Here is a 20,656-nt window from a genome sequence, read left to right as displayed (position 1 = left end):
TAGACCTCTGGGGGAAGCGTTGTGCGCGGGCCATGACCACTGCACGGAAAGCCGTGACGATAGCTTATGCCTCGCATTTCGCCAACCTTGCAGAAAAGTTCGTTGGGGGCCTCCCATATTTTGCAATCGCATTGAGCGCCCAGGGTTACTGCGGATGCCTTGGTCAAGCAAAATTTGTATGATGACCACATAACATGATCAATCGAGACCGTGATGTTCGAGAAAATTCCAGCGCGGGCGCTCAGTGACACCGTCGCGCAGCAACTCCTCAAGCAGATCGACAAGGGCACCTTCGCCCGCGGCGGCAAGCTGCCCACTGAAGCCGTGCTGGCCGAGCAGTTCGGCGTCAGCCGCACGGTGATCCGCGAAGCGATCTCCCGTCTGAAGAACGAAGGGGTGGTCGAGCCGCGCCAGGGTAGCGGGGTGTACATCGCCGCACACGGCGCGATCCGTCCGTTGCGCATCGATTACGCGGAAGCCGTCGAGGCGGGCTCGGTGCTGCAGATCCTCGCACTGCGCCGCGCCATCGAGGCCGAAGTCGCCTCTGAGGCGGCGATGCGCCGCAGCGACAGCGACATGGCAGCCATCGATGCCGCGCTTGCCAGAATCGACGAGGCCGTCGCCGAGGGCGAGGACGGCGTGGCCGAAGACGTGGCTTTTCATCGCGCGATTGCGGTGGCCACCGGCAATCCTTATTTCCTCAAGACGCTGACCTTTCTGAACCAGTACCTGGAAGCGGGGACGGTCGTGACACGTCGCAACGAGGCGCTGCGCGAGGACTTCTCGCGGCAGGTGCGCGAAGAGCATGCGGCGATTACGGCCGCGATCCGTGCTGGCGATCCGATGGCGGCACGCAACGCCGCGCGAACCCACATGTACAACGCGGCCCGTCGTCTGGCGGAAGCCGGGATCTGTTGAATGGGACGCTGACCTGATGAGCCGGATGTTGAGCCGGACACGCCGTCACGGTTCGTGAGAAGCGCAATTTTTCAGAGGAAGAGCATGTCGAGAAATGTCGGAGTCGTTGGTTTGGGCGCGATGGGGCTGGGCGTCGCGCGCTCGCTGTTGCGTGCGGGTCTGCGCGTTCACGCCTGCGATGTGCGCAGCGATGTGCTGCAGGCGTTCGCGGCGGAAGGCGGCATCGCGTGTGCGAACCCGGCGGAACTAGGCGCGCAGTGCGATGTGGTCATCACGCTCGTCGTCAATGCCGCGCAGACCGAAGCCGTGCTGTTCGGCGAAACAGGCGCGGTCGCGGCGATGAAGCCAGGCGGTGTGGTGATCGCCAGCGCGACGGTGTCTCCCGAATTCGCGATCGAACTCGGCCGGCGCGTCGAAGCGGCAGGGCTGCAGATGCTGGACGCACCGGTATCGGGTGGCGCGGCGCGCGCGGCATCGGGTGAAATGACGATGATGACGTCCGGTCCGGCCGCCGCTTACGAAGGTGCTGAAGCCGTTCTGGCGGCGATCGCGGGCAAGGTGTACCGGCTGGGCCCGGCACACGGTGTCGGCTCGAAGGTGAAGATCATCAACCAGCTGCTCGCGGGTGTGCATATCGCCGCGGCCGCCGAAGCGATGGCGCTCGGCCTGCGCGAAGGCGTCGACCCGGACGCGCTGTACGACGTCATTACGCACAGCGCCGGCAATTCGTGGATGTTCGAGAACCGCGTGCCGCATATCCTGAAGGGCGACTACACGCCGCTGTCCGCCGTCGATATCTTCGTCAAGGATCTCGGGCTTGTCCTCGATACCGCACGCGCGACGAAATTTCCGTTGCCGCTGTCGGCGGCGGCGCACCAGATGTTCATGATGGCGTCGACCGCCGGACACGGAGGCGAAGACGACTCCGCGGTCATCAAGATTTTCCCGGGCATCGACGTGCCGGCAGCGCTTTGACCGCTGGAGTCCGACCGCTATGACAGGTTCCACACAGAAGCCTTTGCTCGGCTGCATCGCCGACGATTTCACCGGCGCCACCGATCTCGCGAACATGCTGGTGCGCGGCGGCATGCGCACCGTGCAGACCATTGGCGTGCCCGATTCACACGAGAGCCTCGATGCGGATGCCCTGGTGGTTGCGCTGAAGTCGCGCACGATCCCGGCCGCGGACGCTGTCGCGCAATCGCTTGCCGCGCTCGACTGGTTGCACGCGCAAGGGTGCCGTCAGTTCTTTTTCAAGTATTGCTCGACCTTCGATTCGACCGACGCCGGCAACATCGGGCCCGTGACGGATGCGTTGCTCGATGCGCTGTCCGATGGCGCAGCGAAAGGCGAGAGCGGCTTTACGATCGCCTGTCCGGCCTTCCCGGAAAACGGACGCACGATCTATCGAGGTCACCTGTTCGTCGGCGATACGCTGCTGAACGAATCCGGCATGGAGAACCATCCGCTCACGCCGATGACGGATGCGAACCTGGTGCGCGTGCTGCAGCGGCAGACGGCCTCGAAAGTCGGCCTCGTGCGCTATGACGCGGTGGCGAAGGGCGTGCCAGCCACGCGCGAGTCGATGGCCGCGTTGCAGCGTGACGGCGTGCGCGTGGCGATCACCGATGCGTTGTCGGACGCTGATCTCTACACGCTGGGCGAAGCCTGCGCCGATCTGCCGCTTGTGACCGGCGGATCGGGCATCGCGCTTGGCTTGCCAGCGAACTTCCGTCGCGCGCAACTGCTAGCCGGAACGGCGGACGCGAGCCATTTGCCCAGCGTAGCGGGGCGCTCGGTGGTCCTCGCCGGCAGCGCGTCCAGGGCAACGAACGCCCAGGTCGCCGCGTGGCGCGAAACGCGGCCAGCGTTTCGCGTCGATCCGCTTGCCGCGGCGCGCGGCGAGACCGTGGTCGAGCAGGCGCTGGCCTTCGCGCGCGAGCACTTCGGCGCGGCTACGCCGCAGCCCGTGCTGATCTATGCAACGGCGACACCCGACGAGGTCAAGGCCGTGCAGCGTGAACTCGGCGTCGCAGAAGCCGGGCACCTCGTCGAACGCACGCTGGCATCGATTGCCAGCGGACTGCGCGAACTCGGCGTGCGCAAGTTCGTCGTCGCGGGTGGCGAGACATCGGGCGCAGTCGTGCAGGCGCTCGGCGTGCGAACGCTGCGCATCGGCGCGCAGATCGATCCGGGTGTGCCCGCTACTGCGACCATCGATGCAGAGCCACTCGCGCTCGCGCTCAAATCGGGCAACTTCGGCGCGACCGACTTCTTTGTGAAGGCGCTGCGTCATCTTGACGGAGCCGCGTGATGGTGGCGATCCACACGAGCAGCGACGCGAAGATCCGCGAGGAGATCTGCAGCGTGGGCGCGAGCCTGTATGCGCGGGGCTATACAGTGGGCAGCGCGGGCAACATCAGCGCGCGCCTCGACGACGGCTGGCTGATTACGCCCACCGACGCGTGCCTCGGCCGTCTCGATCCCGCCGACATCGCGAGGGTCGACCTGGACGGTAACGCCGTCTCTGGTGGGCGGCCGTCGAAGACCCTGGCGCTGCATCGCGGTATCTATGCGCGCAATGCCGATACGCGCGGCATCGTGCATACCCATTCGACCCATCTGGTTGCGCTGACGCTCGCCGGTGTCTGGAGCGAAACCGACGTGCTGCCGCCGATTACGCCGTACTACGTGATGAAGGTGGGCCACGTTCCGCTGATCCGCTACCGCCGTCCCGGCGACCCGCAGGTCGCCGAACAGATCGCAGCGCTCGCAGACAAGGTTCGCGGCGTCCTGCTGGAGCGGCTCGGTCCGGTGGTATGGGAGCGGTCGGTATCGCAGGCGTCGTATGCACTCGAGGAACTCGAGGAAACCGCGCGGCTGTGGCTGATGTCGAGCCCGCGTCCCGAACCGCTCGACGAGGCGTCGCTCGAAGAACTGCGCACGGTATTTGGCGCGCGATGGTAATCCGCCAGTGGACGGCGGCATCAGGGTGACACCCGTGGCGCCACTCACCGCATCGACCGCTTGCAAGCAAAGCCGGATGACCGCCAGCGGGCGGATCGTCGACGGCGACCTATCTGAAGGAGACGATTCATGACTTCGTATCAGGCGGCTTCTGTCCGCCCCGCCACGCAGGCCGCCGGACAACCCGGAGCCACCGACGTCGAGGGCACCTACAGCAAGGTGTTCTGGCGCATCGTCCCGTTCCTGATGCTGTGCTATGTCGTCGCCTATCTCGACCGTGTCAACGTCGGTTTCGCGAAGCTGCAGATGTCGCAGGATCTCTCGTTCAGTGAAACGGTGTTCGGTCTCGGCGCCGGGATTTTCTTCCTCGGGTACTTCCTGTTCGAATTGCCGAGCAACATCCTGATGCACAAGCTCGGCGCGCGCATCTGGATTGCGCGGATCATGATCACGTGGGGCATCCTGTCGGCGCTCTTCGTCTTCGTGAAGACGCCGGGGCAGTTCTATGCGTTGCGATTCCTGCTCGGGCTTGCCGAAGCCGGCTTCTACCCGGGCGTGATTCTCTACCTGACGTACTGGTTTCCGTCGCACCGGCGCGCGAAGATCATCGCGGTCTTCATGTCGGCGATCCCGGTATCGGGCATCTTCGGCAATCCGCTGTCGGGCTGGATCATGCAGACTTTCCACGGCGGCCACGGATTTGCCGGCTGGCAATGGATGTTCCTGATCGAGGCCATTCCGGCGATCGCCATCGGTATCGCGACGATCCTCTATCTCGACAACGGCATCGCCGGTGCCAGGTGGCTGACCGCCCCCGAAAAGAAGCTGCTGGCCGACGAGATCGCCGCGCAGCCGCAGGAGCACGCGAAGTCGCATTCGCTTGGCGCAGTGTTTCGCGATCCGCGCACGTGGTGGATGTCGCTGATCTACTTCACTTTCGTGACGGGCCAGTACGGGCTGACCTTCTGGATGCCGACGCTCGTCAAGTCGACTGGCGTGACAGGGGCGTTCAATATCGGTCTCTTGAGCGCGATTCCTTTCCTGGTTGCGATCGTGGTGATGAACGTGATGGGGCATAGCGCGGACAAGCGGCGCGAGCGTCGCTGGCATCTGATCGTGCCCGCGTTGTTCGGTGCGATCGGCTTTACGATCGCGGCGTCGTTCGCAAGCAATACAGTGGTGTCGATCGTGTTCCTGTCGCTCGCCGCGGCTGGCGTGCTGACCTGCGCGCCGCTCTTCTGGTCGCTGCCGACGGCGTTCATGTCGGGCGCAACGGCAGCCGCAGGGATCGCGATCATCAATTCGATCGGCAACCTTGCCGGGTTTGCCAGCCCGTATATGATCGGTTACCTGAAGGATCTCACGCACAGCACGCAGACCGGCATGTACGTGCTGGCCGGCATGCTCGTGATCGGCGCCATCGCCGTGTTCATGACGCCGGCAAAACTCGTCGACCGTTAGACAACCGTTAGACACGCCTGTCGCACGGGTCACGCGATGACAGGCACGCCGGAAGCGCAGCGCTTCCGGCGTCACAACAGATCAAGGAGTCACTTCGATGCCGCGCTTCGCCGCCAACCTGACAATGATGTACAACGAACACGCGTTCCTCGACCGCTTCGCCGCCGCGGCGCGAGACGGTTTCAAGGCCGTCGAGTTCCTGTTCCCTTACGACTTTCCCGCTGCGGACCTGAAGGCGCGGCTCGACGAACATCAACTGACGCAGGCGCTCTTCAATGCGCCGCCGGGCGACTGGGCAGCGGGCGAGCGCGGCATTGCCTCGTTGCCGGGCCGCGAAGACGAGTTCCGCCGCAGTGTCGACACCGCGCTCGGCTACGCGCGCGTGCTCGGCAATCGCAAGCTGCACGTGATGGCCGGGCTGATCGCGCCAGATGAGTCGCGCGAACGTCACCGCGAGATCTATCTGCAAAATCTCGCTTATGCAGCGAAGGCTGCGCAGGCCGACGGCATCACGATCGTGATCGAGCCGATCAATACGCGCGACATCCCGGGCTTTTTCCTGAATCGCCAGGACGATGCACAGGCGATCTGCGCGGAAGTCGGTGCGCCGAACCTGCAGGTGCAGTTCGACTGCTATCACTGCCAGATCGTCGAAGGCGATCTCGCCGTGAAGCTGAAGCGCGACATGCCGCGGATCGGTCACATCCAGATCGCGGGCGTTCCCGAGCGGCACGAACCGGATATCGGCGAACTGAATTACCCATACCTGTTCGAACTGATCGACTCGCTCGGCTACGACGGCTGGATTGGCTGCGAATACCGGCCTCGAGCCGCGACATCGGCGGGGCTGGGCTGGCTCAAGCCGTGGCTGAAAAGAAACGTCTGACTGAAGGATCACTGACACCATGAAAGTACTGATTACCGGCGGCGCGGGGTTTCTCGGCCAGCGCCTTGCGCGCGAACTGCTTGCGCGCGGCGGACTCAAGAACGTGGACGGAGCGCTGCGGCCCATCGATGAACTGGTGCTGCTCGATGTTGTGCGCGCCGAGGGTTTCAGCGACAGCCGCGTGCGCGCCGAAGTAGGCGATATCGCGGATCGCGCCGTGCTGGAGCGGCTGATCGATACGGAAACGGCGGCAATCTTCCACCTCGCGGCGATCGTCAGCGGTCAGGCGGAGGCGGATTTCGATCTGGGCATGCGGATCAATCTCGATGCGTCGCGGCTGCTGCTCGATGTGTGCCGGATGCGTGGGCACCGGCCGCGCGTCGTGTTTACGAGTTCCGTGGCAGTTTATGGCGGCGATCTGCCTGACGTCGTGCAGGACGACACGGCGCTGAATCCGCAATCCTCCTACGGCGCGCAGAAAGCGATTGCCGAACTACTGCTGAACGACTACGCACGGCGCGGTTTCGTGGATGGCCGCGTGCTGCGGTTGCCCACCATTAGCGTGCGGCCGGGCAAACCGAATGCGGCGGCATCGTCGTTCGCGAGCGGAATCATTCGCGAGCCGCTGAATGGCGAAACGGCGGTGTGCCCGGTCGCGGGCAGCACGCGTCTGTGGCTGCTGTCGCCGCGCAAGGCAATCGAGTCGCTGATTGCGGGCTGCGAGATTGCCGCCGAAACGCTCGGCAATCACCGCACGCTCAATCTGCCCGGCATTTCCGTCAGCGTCGACGAGATGATCGACGCGTTGCGCGAGGTGGCGGGCGACGAAGCGGTCAAGCGGATAGAGTGGAAGGCCGATCCGCGTGTCGAGAAGATTGTCGGCAGCTGGCCGGGACGGTGGGATACGTCGCGTGCGGTGCAACTGGGTCTCTCCGGCGACCGCACGTTTGCAGACGTCATTCGAAGCTATATCGAAGACGAAAAGCCCCGTTTCGAATCCCGCTGACGATTCATCGCTCTCTCTCTCGCCCGGGCCGCGGCCCGCGGCCTGCCTGCGGACGCGGACGCAAAAGAAGCGTTTGCGTCCGCTGCATTTGTGCCCCACGTTTTCCACCGGGCGTATACCCTGTTTCCATAGCCGCGCTGCTTGACACACTTTCCGGGCCACGCCTATCATCGTGGCTAATTGTTCGATATATGACCTATTGTTCGTCCATAGAACAAATTGGACCTGTCGATTTTAACCGTTCCGATCCCGCGATGAGCGGCGTGGGAGCCACTGCCGCAGGGCGGCGGGGCTTGACGGAATGTTCGTCCGCTCGTCGTGAAGGATGCCCCGGCGGGCAGATTTCGCGCTCAGGCTGGCGGCCGGCAAGACGAGGCGGCGCAGCCCACAAACTGGAGACATCACATGACTGAAGCTTTCCTGTGCGACGCAATTCGCACCCCGATCGGCCGCTATGCGGGTTCGCTGTCGTCCGTGCGCGCCGATGACCTGGGCGCGGTGCCGCTCAAGGCGCTGATGGAGCGCAACAAGGATGTTGACTGGTCCGCGATCGACGATGTGATCTACGGCTGCGCGAATCAGGCCGGTGAAGACAACCGTAACGTCGCGCGCATGTCGCTGCTGCTGGCTGGCCTGCCGCAGGGCGTGCCCGGCTCGACGGTCAACCGCCTGTGCGGTTCGGGCATGGACGCAGTCGGTATTGCCGCGCGCGCGATCAAGTCGGGCGAAGCGGCACTGATGCTGGCAGGGGGCGTCGAAAGCATGAGCCGCGCGCCGTTCGTGATGGGCAAGGCCACGAGCGCATTCTCGCGCGAAGCCGCAATCTATGACACCACGATCGGCTGGCGCTTCGTCAACAAGTTGATGAAGCAGCAATACGGTGTCGATTCGATGCCGGAAACCGGCGAAAACGTCGCGCAAGACTACGAGGTCAGCCGCGCGGATCAGGACGCCTTCGCGCTGCGCAGCCAGCAGAAAGCCGCGCGTGCACAGCGCGACGGCACGCTCGCGCAGGAAATCGTATCGGTGTCGGTGGCGCAGAAAAAGGGCGATCCCATGATCGTTTCGCAGGACGAGCATCCGCGTGAAACGAGCCTCGAAACGCTGGCCAAGCTGAAGGGCGTCGTGCGCCCGGACGGCTCGGTGACGGCTGGCAATGCCTCGGGCGTGAACGACGGCGCCGCCGCGTTGCTGCTCGCCAATGAAGACACCGCCAAGCGCTTCGGCCTCACGCCGCGCGCACGTGTGCTGGGTATCGCCACGGCAGGTGTTGCACCGCGTGTGATGGGCATCGGACCGGCGCCGGCAACGCAAAAGCTGCTCGCGCGTCTGAACATGACGATCGACCAGTTCGACGTGATCGAACTGAATGAAGCCTTCGCATCGCAGGGGCTGGCCGTGCTGCGCATGCTCGGCGTGGCGGACGACGATGCACGTGTGAACCCGAACGGCGGCGCGATTGCACTCGGCCATCCGCTTGGGATGAGCGGCGCGCGTCTCGTGACGACCGCGATGTATCAGTTGCAGCGCACGAAGGGCCGCTTCGCGTTGTGCACGATGTGCATCGGTGTCGGGCAGGGGATTGCGATCGCTATTGAGCGGGTCTGATTTTCGCCCGGTAACCTACGCTTCGGAAACGCCGCTTTTGCGGCGTTTTTTTCGCCGTTTTGAGCGGCCGGCTTTTTTCGCATTTCAGTCGATAGCGACAACTCGCCGAGCGTGTAGTGGCGCTCAATGCACCGTGACCGGAGAAGTCAGCACCGGTGCGGACCGACGATCTCCAGCTTTGCGATCCGTCGATACAACGTCGCCCGCGAAATGCCCAGCGCCTGCGCGGCCGCATTGGGTCGCCAATGGTTTTGCGTGAGCGCTTCGACAATGCGCGCCCGCTCATCGGTTTCGCCTGATTTCAACGGCAACTCGGGAGCGGCATCCGGCACCAGTTGCGCTGCCACATCCGGCGACACATGCCGCAACTCGACTCGCGTCGAATCGCAGACCGCGCACGCGTATCGCAGCACGTTGCGCAACTGGCGGATATTCCCCGGCCACGCAAATGCGCAGAGCCGTTCCGCGAGACGCGCGTCGAGCGTCAGCACGTGCCCCGCACCCTGCGCTTCTTCATCGAACACGATGTCGATCACATCGCGGATGTCCGCGCGTTCGCGCAGCGGCGGCATGGAGAGCGTCGCGCCGCTCAGGCGGTAATACAGGTCTTCGCGAAACGTGCCGTCGTCCACCATCTGCGTGAGACTGCGGTGCGTGGCGCAGATCACGTCGATGTCGACCCGCACCGGCGCGTCGCCGCCAAGGGGAACCACTTCTCCTTCGGCCAGCACGCGCAACAGACGTGTCTGCAAACTGAGCGGCATATCGCCGATCTCATCGAGAAACAGGGTGCCGCCGTGCGCCTGCACGATCTTGCCGCGTGCGCCGCGGCTGCGTGCGCCTGTGAATGCGCCGGGCGCATAGCCGAACAGTTCGCTTTCGATCAGTGGCTCGGGAATCGCGCCGCAATTCACCGCGATGAAGGGACGGGCCCGCCGCACTCCGGCGTCGTGAATCGCCCGCGCAAACACTTCCTTGCCGACGCCCGTCTCGCCGAGGATCAGGACAGGCAGCCGTTTTCCGGCGATGCGCAACGCCACCTCCGCGTTGTGCGCGATCCGTGGATCGGCGCTGCGCAGAAAGCGGCCGATCGCGCCGAGATGGCTGTCGGCCTGTGTTTCGCGTGGCGGGGCGCTCGACGCTGTGCGGGCCGGGCGCCGCATCGGCGCGCGGATGCGCGCATACAGCGTTGCGCCGTTGGCGCGCAGTCGGAGTCCGACGATCGTGTCGGTGCGCGCGATGTCGTGCAGATGCATGTCGGACGTATCGAAGATCTCTTCGATATGGCGCGGGCCGCCCAGGCCCGGGATGGATTCGTTCGCCTTGCGGTTGGTCGCGACGATGTTGCCGCATTCATCGAACGCGATCAGGATTTCCGGCTGCGCCTCGACGAAGTTGCGGCTCGCATGGCCGAAGAGGATCCAGTGCTGCGTGGTCTGGTTGAGAAAGTAGCCGTCCTCTATCAAACCGGCGCTTTGTCGCACCAGTTGAAACACCAGACGCTGACTGTCGCGATTGTCGGGCGACTGCACCGCGGACGCATCGAGTACGCCGATCAGTTCGCCTGTCGGCGCGAAAATGGGCGCCGCGCTGCACGTGAGCGTCGTAAACGCGGCGCGAAAATGATCGGTCTTGTGCACGGTGATCGGCGCGAGGTCCGTCAGCACGTTCGCCACGCCGCAGGTGCCTTCCTCGCGCTCCGACCAGCACGAGCCGATATAGAGCCCCGCGTGCTTGAAGTGACTGCGCCGGTCGCGATCGATCCGGTAATCGATCGTGACGCCGTGGGCGTCGGTCAACATCACGCAGTAGTCTGCGACGCGGATCATGTCGTGCAGGCGCGACAGGCATTGCCCCGACGCCCGTAAAAAGGCTTCTTCCTTGCCCTGGATTTCGCGCAGCTCGGACGTCGTCAGCACGCGCGGGCCGATCACCGAGCCCGGGTCGAGCCGGTAGGTTTCGAACGAACGCTGCCACGACGACACGAGCCGCGGCGATCCGGCGGGGGCGGGCAAGCGCCCTTCGATGGCGCCGCGTACACGATCGACGTGCTGGGTTTGCGGGACGTAAGGCATGGTCGACTCCAGTCGAGCGACACATAGGAGATCAGGTACGTCCTTGTAGCACAACTCGCAGGGGCGATCACATTGCAATGCAGCACGCGAGACACGTGAGACGTTTGTCTCAGGGATGAGCGAGACAGTCTCAACGGTGCGGGAAGGCTCGCCCCGTGGGGATCCGCGCTGTCTCTCCGGGCGAGGTGTTGCAAGGTGCTTCATCGCCAGGCACGCGAATGCGATGCAGCATACGAGATCGCGCGACAGATTGTTGCGAGGTCCCGACCGTTGGTCGCTCTCAGAAAGTCCTTTAAATACGGGGCTTTAATCGCTGGCAGCAGACATCAGGGCGTTTTGGCACATGCTTTGCAGTGTCTCCGTTATCACGAAGCGCCGAGCGCGCTTCCATAAACAAGGCCCGCGATTTCGCAGGCAGGAGACAAGCCCGTGGCATTCCCCGTCACTGTCGGCGTGATTGCAAACCCCGCATCGGGTCGCGATATCCGGCGACTGACCACGCACGCATCCGTGTTTCCGACAGCGGAAAAAGCCAACATGGTTGTGCGTTTGCTGGCCGGTCTCGGCGCGACCTGCGTCGAACGGGTGCTGACGCTGCGCGACAAGACCGGCATCGCCGCCTTGCTGTTGCGGGCGCTCGAAACCCATTCAGCGGTGGGCGCACATCGGCGCTGGCCCGAAGTGGAATTCCTCCAGTTGCCCTTTACCGACAGCGTGGCCGACACCCATGCCGGCGTCGCGCAGATGGTCCGCTGCGGCGTGAACCTGATTGCCGTGCTGGGCGGCGACGGCACGCATCGGGCGGTGGCGGCGCATTGTGGCGACGTGCCGCTGCTCACGCTTTCCACCGGCACCAACAATGCCTTTCCAGACCTGCGCGAAGCAACCGTTGCAGGACTGGCTGGCGCGCTGGTGGCTTCGGGCGCGGTGCCGGCGGATGTTGCGCTCACGCGCAACAAGCGGCTCGTGGTCCGCTGCGTCGAGGGGCCCAATCGGGGCCGCGAAGAAATCGCACTCGTCGACGTGTGCGTGAGCCGGCAGCGTTTCGTCGGCGCGCGCGCCATATCGGAGCCGGCGGACATCGAGACGCTCTTTCTCACGTTCGCCGCACCGGACGGCATCGGGCTTTCGTCGATTGGCGGCGCGTGGGCGCCTGTCGATCGCGCCGCTTCGCATGGCCTGCACCTGACGTTTGCACGTCCTGGAGAGACGGGTGTGCCGATCATCGCGCCCATCGCGCCCGGACGGGTCGATCAGGTGACGATGCGCACCTGCGAACGCTTCGAAACCGGTTACTGGATGCCGCTTCATGCTGAGCACGGCACGCTTGCGTTCGACGGCGAACGCGAAATCGAACTGGAGCGGGGCGACCGCTACGAAATCTCGCTCGACTGGGCGGGGCCATTGACCGTGGATGTCGAACGCGTGCTGCGCTTTTCGGCGTCACGGCAGTTGATGCGCGAACTCGCGCCGCACGACAGATTGTAGTAACCCGCGTCGGCCGAAGCAGCTGGCTTCGTTCGACGCTTATTTCTGCAAGCAGCGAAATCGCTAAAAGGAGACGCACCATGTCTGTTTCGAGTCAGTTGGGCAAGGAAAAACTGCTGGAGGCGTATCGGATGATGCGCACGATTCGCGAGTTCGAGGAACGTCTGCACGTCGAATTCGCGACCGGCGAGATTCCTGGTTTCGTGCACCTGTATGCCGGCGAAGAAGCGTCAGCGGTGGGCACGATGCTGCATCTGAGTGATGTGGACTACGTCGCGACCACGCACCGCGGTCACGGGCATTGCATCGCCAAAGGCGTGGACGTGCGCGGCATGATGGCCGAGATCTATGGCCGCAGGACCGGCGTATGTCACGGCAAGGGCGGCTCGATGCATATCGCCGACCTGTCGAAAGGCATGCTGGGGGCAAACGGCATCGTCGGCGCGGGCGGGCCGCTTGTCTGCGGCGCGGCGCTTGCCGCGAAGCAGAAGAAAACCGGCGGCGTTGGCGTGTGCTTCTTCGGTGATGGCGCATCGAACCAGGGCGTGATCTTCGAATCGATGAATCTCGCGTCCGTATGGCGTCTGCCGGTGATCTTCGTCGCGGAGAACAACGGCTATGCGGAAGCGACCTCGTCGACGTGGTCAGTGGCGACGGACAACATCGCCGACCGTGCAAGCGGATTCGGCATGCCTGGCGTGATCGTCGACGGCTTCGATTTCTTTGCGGTGCATGAGGCGCTGGGCGAAGCGATCGAACGCGCGCGCAACGGCGGTGGCCCGACGCTCGTCGAAGTGAAGTTCTCGCGCTATTTCGGCCACTTCGAAGGTGATGCGCAGACCTATCGTGCGCCCGGCGAAGTGCAGAAACTGCGTGACGAGAAGGACTGCCTGAAACGCTTCGAGGAACGCGTGGTGCGCGCTGAGATGCTCACGCCGGATGAACTGCGCGGTGTCGACGCCAAAGTGAAGCAGCTGATCGACAACGCCGTGAGCGAAGCGAAGGCCGCTCCGCTGCCGACCGCTGAGGATCTGCTGTCGGACGTCTACGTGTCCTATCCGTAACGCGCAAACGCAAACCCATTCGATTCAGGAGACAGACATGGCACGGAAGATCACATTCTCTCAGGCGATCAACGAAGCCCTGAGCCAGGAGATGGCGCGCGATGAAAGCGTCATCGTGATGGGCGAAGACAACGCGGGCGGCGCGGGCTCGCCCGGCGAGCAGGACGCATGGGGCGGCGTGCTCGGCGTCACGAAAGGTCTATTTCACAAGTATCCGGGACGCGTGCTCGACACGCCGCTGTCGGAGGGCGGTTTTATCGGTACGGCGGTGGGCGCGGCGGCCTGCGGGATGCGCCCGGTCGCCGAGCTGATGTTCATCGATTTCATGGGCGTGTGCTTCGACCAGATCTTCAACCAGGCCGCGAAATTCCGCTATATGTTCGGCGGCAAGGCGGTGACGCCGGTCGTGATCCGCACGATGCAGGGCGCAGGTCTGCGGGCCGCCGCGCAGCATTCGCAGATGCTCACGTCGCTGTTCACGCATATTCCCGGGCTGAAAGTGGTCTGCCCGTCGACGCCCTACGACGCCAAAGGGCTCTTGATCCAGGCCATCCGCGATAACGACCCCGTCATCTTTTGCGAGCACAAGCTGCTGTACAGCCGTGAGGGCGATGTGCCGGAAGAGTCGTACGCGATTCCGTTCGGCGAGGCCAATGTCGTGCGCGAAGGCGACGACGCAACCATCGTGACGTACGGGCGCATGGTTCACTACGCGACCGAAGCGGCGGAGAAGCTGGCCAAAGACGGCGTTCAGGTGGACGTGATCGATCTGCGCACGACGTCGCCGCTCGATGAGGACACGATCCTCGAAAGCGCCGAACGCACCGGGCGCGTGGTAGTCGTCGACGAAGCCAACCGGCGCTGCTCGATGGCGACCGACATCTCGGCGCTCATCGCAGAGCGTGCATTTCATTCGCTGAAGGCGCCGATCGAACTCGTTACCGCGCCGCATACGCCGGTGCCGTTCTCAGGCGTACTCGAAGACATGTACATCCCGTCCCCGGACAAGATCGCCGCCGCCGTACTGAAAGTAAGGAGCTGAGCAATGCCGATTCACATGATTACGATGCCCAAGTGGGGCCTGTCGATGGAGCAGGGACAGGTCAACGGCTGGTTGAAGGCGGTTGGCGACAAGGTCGGCAAGGGCGACGAAGTGCTCGACGTGGAGACCGACAAGATCTCGTCGGGCGTCGAGTGCGCATTCGACGGCACGTTGCGCAGGCAGATCGCCAAGGAGGGCGACACGCTGCCGATCGGCGCGCTGCTTGGCGTGGTCGCGGATGCCGAAACGGCCGATGGCGACATCGACGCGGCCGTCGAGGCGTTCCAGCGCGATTTTGTGCCGCCGACCGCTGCGGACGGCGACGCCGGCCCGCAACCGGAGAAGGTGCAGATCGGCGGGCGCACGGTGCGTTATCTGAAGATCGGCGAGGGCGGCATACCGGCGGTGCTGATTCACGGCTTCGGCGGCGATCTGAACAACTGGCTCTTCAATCACGCCGACCTGGCGGCCCATCGTGAGGTGTGGGCGCTTGATCTGCCGGGGCACGGGGAATCCGGCAAGGCGGTCGAGACGGGAAGCGTCGATGAACTGGCTGCGAACGTAATCGCGTTTCTCGACGATCGCGGCATCGAACGTGCGCATCTCGTCGGGCATTCGATGGGTTCGCTTGTCGCGATGACCGTGGCGGATCGCGCGCCGCAACGTGTCGCTTCGCTTGCGCTGATTGCGGGTGCGGGGCTCGGAGAAGAGATCAATCGCGAATATATCGACGGGTTCGTGGCCGGCAACAGCCGCAACACGCTGAAACCGCATCTGACGAAGCTGTTCGCGGACGGCTCGCTCGTGACGCGGCAACTGGTGGAGGACATCGTCAAGTACAAGCGGCTGGAAGGTGTTGACGAGGCGTTGCGCAAGATCGCTGCGTCGGCGTTCGAGGGCGGTTCGCAGCAGCGCGTCTACCGGGAGAAGCTGAAGGATCTCGCGCCGCGCACGCTTGTCATCTGGGGCTCGGAGGATCAGATCATTCCCGCCCGGCATGCCGAGGGCCTGAAGGGCGACATTCGTGTACACGTGATCGAAGGCAAGGGCCACATGGTGCAGATGGAGGCCGCATCGGAGGTGAACCGCCTGCTCAACGACTTCCTCGGGCAATGACGATGAGCGCCGCGCGACAGGGTGACAGTGTGACGGCGCTCGGTCAGCACGGATTGCGCAGCCGCGACAAGCTGGCCCGCATTCCGGTGAAGATCGTGCCCGCCTCCGACGGCGCGTTGCCGAAGCCGCCGTGGCTGCATGCGAGGCCGATGATGAGCGAGACCGTCGCCAGCATGGCGGCGGTGTTGCGCGAGCATCGCCTGCATTCCGTCTGCGAGGAGGCGATGTGCCCGAACATCGGCGAATGTTTCGCGCAGCGCACCGCGACGTTCATGATCATGGGAGGGATCTGTACGCGTCGCTGTGCATTCTGTGACGTGGCGCATGGGCGCCCCGAGGCGCTCGACGAACAGGAGCCGTCGCGGCTCGCGGACGTCGCCGCGGCGCTCCGGCTTCGGTACGTCGTGATTACGTCGGTGGACCGCGACGATCTGCGCGATGGGGGCGCCGCGCACTTTGCACGGTGCGTCGAGGCGGTGCGCGAGCGTGCGCCGGGTATCCGCGTCGAGGTGCTGACGCCGGATTTTCGTGGACGCATCGAGCGGGCCATGGCGGCGCTTTCCGAGGCGTGGCCGGACGTCTTCAATCACAACATCGAAACGGTGCCGTCGCTGTATCGGGCGGCACGGGCGGGGGCGGACTATCGCGGGTCTCTTGAGCTGCTTGCGCGCGTGAAGCGGGCCAACGGGTCGGTGCTGACGAAATCCGGTTTGATGGTCGGCCTCGGCGAAACCGATGACGAACTGCTGCAGACGATGCGGGACTTGCGTGCACACGATGTCGATGTGCTGACGATCGGGCAGTATCTGGCACCGTCGCGGTTTCATATGCCTGTGCGGCGTTACATGCCGCCAGAGACGTTCGATGGGTTGCGTGAGGAAGGGATGAAGCTGGGATTTCGTGAGGTGGTAGCGGGGCCGTTAGTGCGATCGTCGTATCACGCGGATCAGGTCTTGGGTCTTGCCTGATAAAACCGCCCGTGCTTTCTTCGTCAAGGAGAAGGAAGCGCGGGTGTTGCGGTAACGAAGCTCAGATCCCGCCGATGCAGAGGGCAGTGGGCCATTTTTCGGATCCGCAATCCGTTGCTTGTGCGCGCTATTTTCCGGGAGAGGTAACGCCGGTTAGGACGTACGGCATTACCGCTACCGCTGAGGGCGCGAGTCTGCCTGGATTGTCCCATCGGCTCGGCCCATAAAGTATCGGTGGATGTCGTCGAGGTGATCGGCAATCGGCGGATTGAGCCGATATGCCGGCATCCCGCGGGCCACATTTCCATCAAGGACCATTCGGGCAAATGTCTCCCGGCTCTCGGTTCGCGCGTAGTCGACGATGGAGGGGGCTGCCAACCCTTCGTAATCCTTGCCGTGGCAACGAGCGCAGTCGGCGGCCCGCAATGTCCGCCAGGCGCTGATGATGCCAGGGTCGGTGAGCGGGGGCGCCGCGCCCCCGACGGCGCCATCCGCCCGGGCGGACTGGACAACAACCAGCATGGCGGCAGTTACAAACGCAAGGCACGCAGGCGTCCGCTTTCCTCCCGGGCGGATCACCAGCCGCAGGGGCTGCTCATGACATCGCATGCGATAAGGCGCCTCCGCTAGTGCCTGCGCTGCACGGGCGCCGGCTGCATCCCGCGCGGCATTCATTGAATCCGGTCCGTGATGCGCCCGGCAAACTTCCAGCCCTTGTCCTGTATCCAGATGTAGGTGTAGCCGGTTGGACCATCAATGAACACGGTCATTGGCTCGTTTTTGCCGTGGCTTTCTTCATGTCGCGACGTCCCTACGGGCGTGACCCGGCCCTGGGTTGCCTTGGGTGCCGCATCGGGGGTGTCGAGCTTCCATCCATCAGCCGGAACATAAGTGAGCCGCACCGTGCTGCCGACCGGAGGCTGGATGAGCAGGGTAAGCGGAGAATTCGCACTGCTCGCCTGCTCTTCACAGGGCGTCGCCGCCGTGCGTCCCGTCGTGGTCTCTTTCCTTGTTTCGTGAGTGGACTCGCCGTCGGTGGCGGCGAAAGTGATTTGGCCATACGTTCCGAACGTCAACGCGGCCAAGGCAGCCGTGATCAATCCGGCACGTCGATCTGAGCGTTTCATTGCAGTTCTCTCCTGCGTGCGGCAGTGGGCGACGGCTCCGACGTGCCGAAGACACGTGCACCGTCTGGAAAGTGCTGAACCTGCGGAGCGATGCCCTTCCGAAAACAAGACGGAAACTGTGAAAGTATTTTGAAAAGCGGCAGCTTACCCGACGGCCGCTTTCGGCATTGTCGTGCTGGAACGAGGCCGCATCGTCGCGCAGGGTCGTCACGCCGATCTTCTGCAGACCTCGCCGCTTTACGCGCAGCTTGCCGCCCTCCAGTTCGGCAAACCGCTGGGGCAGACGCTTTAGCGCCGCGCCTTCTTACGCTACCCTGATAAGTCCGAGTTGCTGCAGAGCGGTCACGCCGTCGTCCAGGCCGATTTCTTCAGCGATCTTGCCGTCTTTGAGCCGGAGCACTGTCGTGCCGGTGAAGTGCATTTTCCGGCCGGTCTCAGCCGGAAGGGCTCCGATCAGAAAATCGTTGAATGCTGGACCGGTATGCGTGCCGCCCCCTTCCCAGCGGCCGACTACATAGTCCCCTTCGGCGATCAGATCAGCAGCGCCCCAGAAGTTGAGGTCCGGGAATGCTTCGCGGAAGCCGGCCATGAATGCCTTGATGTCCTCGCGGCCACGACGCGGCTCGTGCAACGAGTAGCGTAGAAGCATGTCGGGAGCAGCAAGTTCGTCGACGATGTCGAGGTTGCAGGTTTTGCCCCAGAAATCGGTGAACCAGCGCCCTACGATGGCCTTGTTGTCATCTTCCTTAGACATGTTGAATTCCTCATTGACTGTGCTTGAAAGAGAGATGCACGATCGCCTCTCTCAGTTTGAACAATATCGACGCAAGCCGTCAGCAGCCCCCCATTTCTTGCTGTCATATCGAATCAGCGCTACGAGGCGCGTGGTGACGAAAGTCACGATGGCGTGATGTACGTAGCCGACCGCGTAAGGCGGCTGCAGCAAAGCAAGATCGGTCTGCGGTGGTCACCAACGGCAGAATGGCAATGATTGACGTTCGAAGTTTGGCCATTGACGCCACGTGCGCGGCGCGGCACGCGGGTGCAACGATGGGCGATAAAAAAGCCGCGTAACGGTGTGCTAAACGTGACTTTGCATTCACAGCGATTAGACAGCAAGAAACGGGGTGCTTACGCCGACCTGTTGCCATAACCTGATCATACGATCCCGCAGTAGCCGAGGTCGGCGGACGACGCACCGCGCGTTCGAACCACACTTATCCTGCGGGCGCCCCGATGCGCCAATTCGTTCATCGGCATCGCGCTCGCCCGTCTTTTATTGACTGGAGTTCAACCATGTTGCCATTTCTCTCGCTTCACGCTCTCGCAGCCAAACGCGGCGACGGACTGCGCCCCGAACTTCTAGCCTTGTTCCAACGCGATGCCAGATCAGGGACTGGCCTCGCTGCCATCATCGAACCTGTTGAAACCGAGCCCCTTTACCAGATGGGAGACCTGGTGCCCCAATACCCTGTCAAACAGTGCGGGGTCGATGAATCGTCGGCGAGCTGTCATGAGAGCGGACAGCAGGAAACCGGTTCTGAGCGACTCTAACGAGGTCGAGTACGGCCAATCATTGGCAGGCAGAATTGGACAGCCGCCGATGCGGAGTGCAGCCCGGAGGGGACCTTTGGGCGCACTTTCGATACGCTAGTCCCCGTTAATGCCCGAAGCGTTGCTGCTCGGCGGAGCTTGCCGACGTCTCCTCAACATTCGATCCATCGACGCGCGGATGCGACTACTCAACGGCAAGCTCGATTGTCGGGCGTGTTGAGATTGACACGCCGCGAGACCCGGATGCCCATTCGGGTTAGCATCACACCTATCAGCGATCTGCTCCTGCGGTCTCCCAGCTGGAGGTTAATCTGATGGGCACGCATAGCAATGACAATGTCTTCGCCGGCTCAATTCCAGATCTGTATGACACATACCTGGTGCCGTTGATTTTCGAACCGTACGCCGTCGACCTCGCGAGCCGAGTCGCGTCCAGGCGCCCCAGGAAAGTGCTCGAAGTTGCGGCCGGCACGGGAGTGGTGACGCGGGAATTGGCGAAGGCGTTGCCCAACAGCACTGTCATCGTGGCGACGGACCTGAATCAGCCGATGCTCGATCGCGCTCAGGCAGTCGGCGCATTCCGACCGGTAGAGTGGCGTCAAGCAGATGCGATGCAATTGCCGTTTGCAGATGGCGAGTTTGATGTCGTCGTCTGCCAGTTTGGCGTTATGTTCTTTCCCGACAAACCAGGGGCGTTCGCCGAGGCCCGTCGCGTCCTTGCGTCAGGTGGCACGTTCGTCTTCGACGTTTGGGATCGGATTGAAGAGAACGAGTTCGCGCATGTAGTCACGAGCGCCTTGGCGAGGCTCTTTCCGTCATCGCCCCCTACCTTCCTGGCGCGAACGCCACATGGGTACCATGAGCGGCAGGTTATCGAGCAAGACCTGCGGCTTGGCGGCTTCCGTGCGGAACCCGCGTTCCAAACCGTCGCATCACGTAGTCGCGCAGCGTCTGCTCGCATCCCAGCGATCGCTTACTGCCAGGGAACGCCTTTGCGCAATGAGATCGAAGCCCGTGGACGCAATGAACTATCGCGAGCCATAGACGTTTGCACTGCTGCAACGGCCGGGAAGTTCGGGCCTGGTCCCGTCGACGGAAAGATTCAGGCGCACATCGTGACGATGGAGGCTTGAAGTTTATGTCTACTCGCGGAGAGGCCTGGAGCTTGTGCCTTTAACGCAGGAGGAAGTCTGTTCATGGACGACGACGCACATGCCTTTAACCGGCTCCGCCCCCGATTGCAGAAGATTGCCTCTCGAATGCTGGGGTCTGTTGCCGAAGCGAAGATATCGTGCAGGACGTCTAGTTCACTGCGTCGCATCGCTGCGCTCGACGCAAGGGAACAGATCCCTGGCAGATTACTTGATGAACGCCAG

The 20,656-nt window shown here is 63.4% G+C and carries 19 protein-coding genes and 1 pseudogene; 16 read left to right on the top strand and 4 right to left on the bottom strand.

From position 1 onward, the window contains the following. Window positions 1-213 precede the first annotated feature (213 nt). The 8 genes from P3T23_RS10640 to pcaF all read left to right on the top strand — a co-directional run bounded on the left by P3T23_RS10640 (window position 214) and on the right by pcaF (window position 8,846). Window positions 214-918, top strand: a complete 705-nt coding sequence (locus tag P3T23_RS10640; protein ID WP_429316112.1) for a FadR/GntR family transcriptional regulator — start codon at window positions 214-216, stop codon at window positions 916-918. Between the two features lie 66 nt (window positions 919-984). Then, a complete protein-coding gene (ltnD, locus tag P3T23_RS10635; protein WP_429316236.1) occupies window positions 985-1,893 on the top strand; it encodes an L-threonate dehydrogenase in 909 nt (302 codons plus the stop codon). 19 nt (window positions 1,894-1,912) lie between these two features. After that, on the top strand, window positions 1,913-3,232 hold the full coding sequence (otnK, locus tag P3T23_RS10630) for a 3-oxo-tetronate kinase (protein ID WP_429316111.1): 1,320 nt from the start codon (window positions 1,913-1,915) through the stop codon (window positions 3,230-3,232). Beyond that, window positions 3,232-3,885 carry an aldolase gene (locus tag P3T23_RS10625; RefSeq protein ID WP_429316110.1) on the top strand — a complete coding sequence of 218 codons (654 nt, stop codon included), beginning with the start codon at window positions 3,232-3,234 and terminating at the stop codon, window positions 3,883-3,885. The genes otnK and P3T23_RS10625 overlap by 1 nt, the downstream gene beginning before the upstream one ends. A gap of 129 nt (window positions 3,886-4,014) precedes the next feature. Then, on the top strand, window positions 4,015-5,346 hold the full coding sequence (locus P3T23_RS10620; RefSeq protein ID WP_429316109.1) for an MFS transporter: 1,332 nt from the start codon (window positions 4,015-4,017) through the stop codon (window positions 5,344-5,346). Between the two features lie 97 nt (window positions 5,347-5,443). Continuing rightward, on the top strand, window positions 5,444-6,232 hold the full coding sequence (gene otnI, locus P3T23_RS10615; protein WP_429316108.1) for a 2-oxo-tetronate isomerase: 789 nt from the start codon (window positions 5,444-5,446) through the stop codon (window positions 6,230-6,232). Between the two features lie 19 nt (window positions 6,233-6,251). After that, window positions 6,252-7,238 carry a D-erythronate dehydrogenase gene (denD, locus tag P3T23_RS10610; protein ID WP_429316107.1) on the top strand — a complete coding sequence of 329 codons (987 nt, stop codon included), beginning with the start codon at window positions 6,252-6,254 and terminating at the stop codon, window positions 7,236-7,238. Window positions 7,239-7,643: 405 nt separating this feature from the next. Beyond that, window positions 7,644-8,846, top strand: coding sequence for a 3-oxoadipyl-CoA thiolase (gene pcaF, locus P3T23_RS10605; protein WP_429316106.1), 1,203 nt, complete (start codon window positions 7,644-7,646; stop codon window positions 8,844-8,846). Between the two features lie 146 nt (window positions 8,847-8,992). On the opposite strand, the gene P3T23_RS10600 is transcribed toward pcaF, so the two are convergent. Next, on the bottom strand, window positions 8,993-10,921 hold the full coding sequence (locus tag P3T23_RS10600; protein ID WP_429316105.1) for a sigma-54-dependent Fis family transcriptional regulator: 1,929 nt from the start codon (window positions 10,919-10,921) through the stop codon (window positions 8,993-8,995). 429 nt (window positions 10,922-11,350) lie between these two features. Between P3T23_RS10600 and P3T23_RS10595 the strand changes: the two genes are divergently transcribed. From P3T23_RS10595 to lipA, 5 genes are all read left to right on the top strand, one after another. Further along, entirely contained in the window at window positions 11,351-12,409 is a 1,059-nt protein-coding gene (locus P3T23_RS10595; protein WP_429316104.1) for an ATP-NAD kinase family protein, read from the top strand. Window positions 12,410-12,489: 80 nt separating this feature from the next. Beyond that, on the top strand, window positions 12,490-13,473 hold the full coding sequence (locus tag P3T23_RS10590; protein ID WP_429316103.1) for a thiamine pyrophosphate-dependent dehydrogenase E1 component subunit alpha: 984 nt from the start codon (window positions 12,490-12,492) through the stop codon (window positions 13,471-13,473). A gap of 37 nt (window positions 13,474-13,510) precedes the next feature. Beyond that, entirely contained in the window at window positions 13,511-14,515 is a 1,005-nt protein-coding gene (locus P3T23_RS10585; RefSeq protein ID WP_429316102.1) for an alpha-ketoacid dehydrogenase subunit beta, read from the top strand. Between the two features lie 3 nt (window positions 14,516-14,518). Continuing rightward, the gene (locus P3T23_RS10580) at window positions 14,519-15,631 is read left to right on the top strand and encodes an acetoin dehydrogenase dihydrolipoyllysine-residue acetyltransferase subunit (RefSeq protein WP_429316101.1); all 1,113 of its coding nucleotides are present in this window, start codon (window positions 14,519-14,521) and stop codon (window positions 15,629-15,631) included. A gap of 2 nt (window positions 15,632-15,633) precedes the next feature. Then, window positions 15,634-16,599 carry a lipoyl synthase gene (lipA, locus tag P3T23_RS10575; RefSeq protein ID WP_429316100.1) on the top strand — a complete coding sequence of 322 codons (966 nt, stop codon included), beginning with the start codon at window positions 15,634-15,636 and terminating at the stop codon, window positions 16,597-16,599. A 174-nt stretch (window positions 16,600-16,773) separates the two neighbouring features. Here lipA and P3T23_RS10570 read toward each other — a convergent pair whose 3' ends face one another. The 3 genes from P3T23_RS10570 to P3T23_RS10560 all read right to left on the bottom strand — a co-directional run bounded on the left by P3T23_RS10570 (window position 16,774) and on the right by P3T23_RS10560 (window position 18,480). Next, entirely contained in the window at window positions 16,774-17,121 is a 348-nt protein-coding gene (locus tag P3T23_RS10570; RefSeq protein ID WP_429316099.1) for a c-type cytochrome, read from the bottom strand. A gap of 149 nt (window positions 17,122-17,270) precedes the next feature. Continuing rightward, a complete protein-coding gene (locus P3T23_RS10565) occupies window positions 17,271-17,726 on the bottom strand; it encodes a hypothetical protein (protein WP_429316098.1) in 456 nt (151 codons plus the stop codon). 304 nt (window positions 17,727-18,030) lie between these two features. Beyond that, window positions 18,031-18,480 (bottom strand): ester cyclase, encoded by a 450-nt coding sequence (locus tag P3T23_RS10560; RefSeq protein WP_429316097.1) that lies wholly within the window; start codon window positions 18,478-18,480, stop codon window positions 18,031-18,033. Window positions 18,481-19,022: 542 nt separating this feature from the next. On the opposite strand from P3T23_RS10560, the gene P3T23_RS10555 reads away from it, so the two are divergent. The 3 genes and pseudogenes from P3T23_RS10555 to P3T23_RS10545 all read left to right on the top strand — a co-directional run. After that, entirely contained in the window at window positions 19,023-19,280 is a 258-nt protein-coding gene (locus P3T23_RS10555; RefSeq protein WP_429316096.1) for a hypothetical protein, read from the top strand. A gap of 314 nt (window positions 19,281-19,594) precedes the next feature. Then, complete coding sequence (locus P3T23_RS10550) at window positions 19,595-20,413, top strand: class I SAM-dependent methyltransferase (RefSeq protein ID WP_429316095.1); 819 nt, start codon at window positions 19,595-19,597, stop codon at window positions 20,411-20,413. Window positions 20,414-20,476: 63 nt separating this feature from the next. Beyond that, a pseudogene (locus P3T23_RS10545) lies at window positions 20,477-20,583 on the top strand (sigma factor); the annotation flags it as partial. Between the last annotated feature and the right edge of the window lie 73 nt (window positions 20,584-20,656).

The sequence above is a fragment of the Paraburkholderia sp. GAS448 genome (assembly GCF_050435685.1).
Lineage (GTDB): Bacteria > Pseudomonadota > Gammaproteobacteria > Burkholderiales > Burkholderiaceae > Paraburkholderia.
Note: the sequence above shows the minus strand (reverse complement) of the source record. Positions and strands in the feature narration are given on the sequence as shown.

Coding starts and splice junctions, on each gene's coding strand:
- P3T23_RS10640 (WP_429316112.1), top strand. CDS start 214: ATGTTCGAGAAAATTCCAGCGCGGGCGCTCAGTGACACCGTCGCGCAG.
- otnK (WP_429316111.1), top strand. CDS start 1,913: ATGACAGGTTCCACACAGAAGCCTTTGCTCGGCTGCATCGCCGACGAT.
- P3T23_RS10625 (WP_429316110.1), top strand. CDS start 3,232: ATGGTGGCGATCCACACGAGCAGCGACGCGAAGATCCGCGAGGAGATC.
- P3T23_RS10620 (WP_429316109.1), top strand. CDS start 4,015: ATGACTTCGTATCAGGCGGCTTCTGTCCGCCCCGCCACGCAGGCCGCC.
- otnI (WP_429316108.1), top strand. CDS start 5,444: ATGCCGCGCTTCGCCGCCAACCTGACAATGATGTACAACGAACACGCG.
- denD (WP_429316107.1), top strand. CDS start 6,252: ATGAAAGTACTGATTACCGGCGGCGCGGGGTTTCTCGGCCAGCGCCTT.
- pcaF (WP_429316106.1), top strand. CDS start 7,644: ATGACTGAAGCTTTCCTGTGCGACGCAATTCGCACCCCGATCGGCCGC.
- P3T23_RS10600 (WP_429316105.1), bottom strand. CDS start 10,921: ATGCCTTACGTCCCGCAAACCCAGCACGTCGATCGTGTACGCGGCGCC.
- P3T23_RS10590 (WP_429316103.1), top strand. CDS start 12,490: ATGTCTGTTTCGAGTCAGTTGGGCAAGGAAAAACTGCTGGAGGCGTAT.
- P3T23_RS10585 (WP_429316102.1), top strand. CDS start 13,511: ATGGCACGGAAGATCACATTCTCTCAGGCGATCAACGAAGCCCTGAGC.
- P3T23_RS10580 (WP_429316101.1), top strand. CDS start 14,519: ATGCCGATTCACATGATTACGATGCCCAAGTGGGGCCTGTCGATGGAG.
- lipA (WP_429316100.1), top strand. CDS start 15,634: ATGAGCGCCGCGCGACAGGGTGACAGTGTGACGGCGCTCGGTCAGCAC.
- P3T23_RS10570 (WP_429316099.1), bottom strand. CDS start 17,121: ATGCTGGTTGTTGTCCAGTCCGCCCGGGCGGATGGCGCCGTCGGGGGC.
- P3T23_RS10565 (WP_429316098.1), bottom strand. CDS start 17,726: ATGAAACGCTCAGATCGACGTGCCGGATTGATCACGGCTGCCTTGGCC.
- P3T23_RS10560 (WP_429316097.1), bottom strand. CDS start 18,480: ATGTCTAAGGAAGATGACAACAAGGCCATCGTAGGGCGCTGGTTCACC.
- P3T23_RS10555 (WP_429316096.1), top strand. CDS start 19,023: ATGTTGCCATTTCTCTCGCTTCACGCTCTCGCAGCCAAACGCGGCGAC.
- P3T23_RS10550 (WP_429316095.1), top strand. CDS start 19,595: ATGGGCACGCATAGCAATGACAATGTCTTCGCCGGCTCAATTCCAGAT.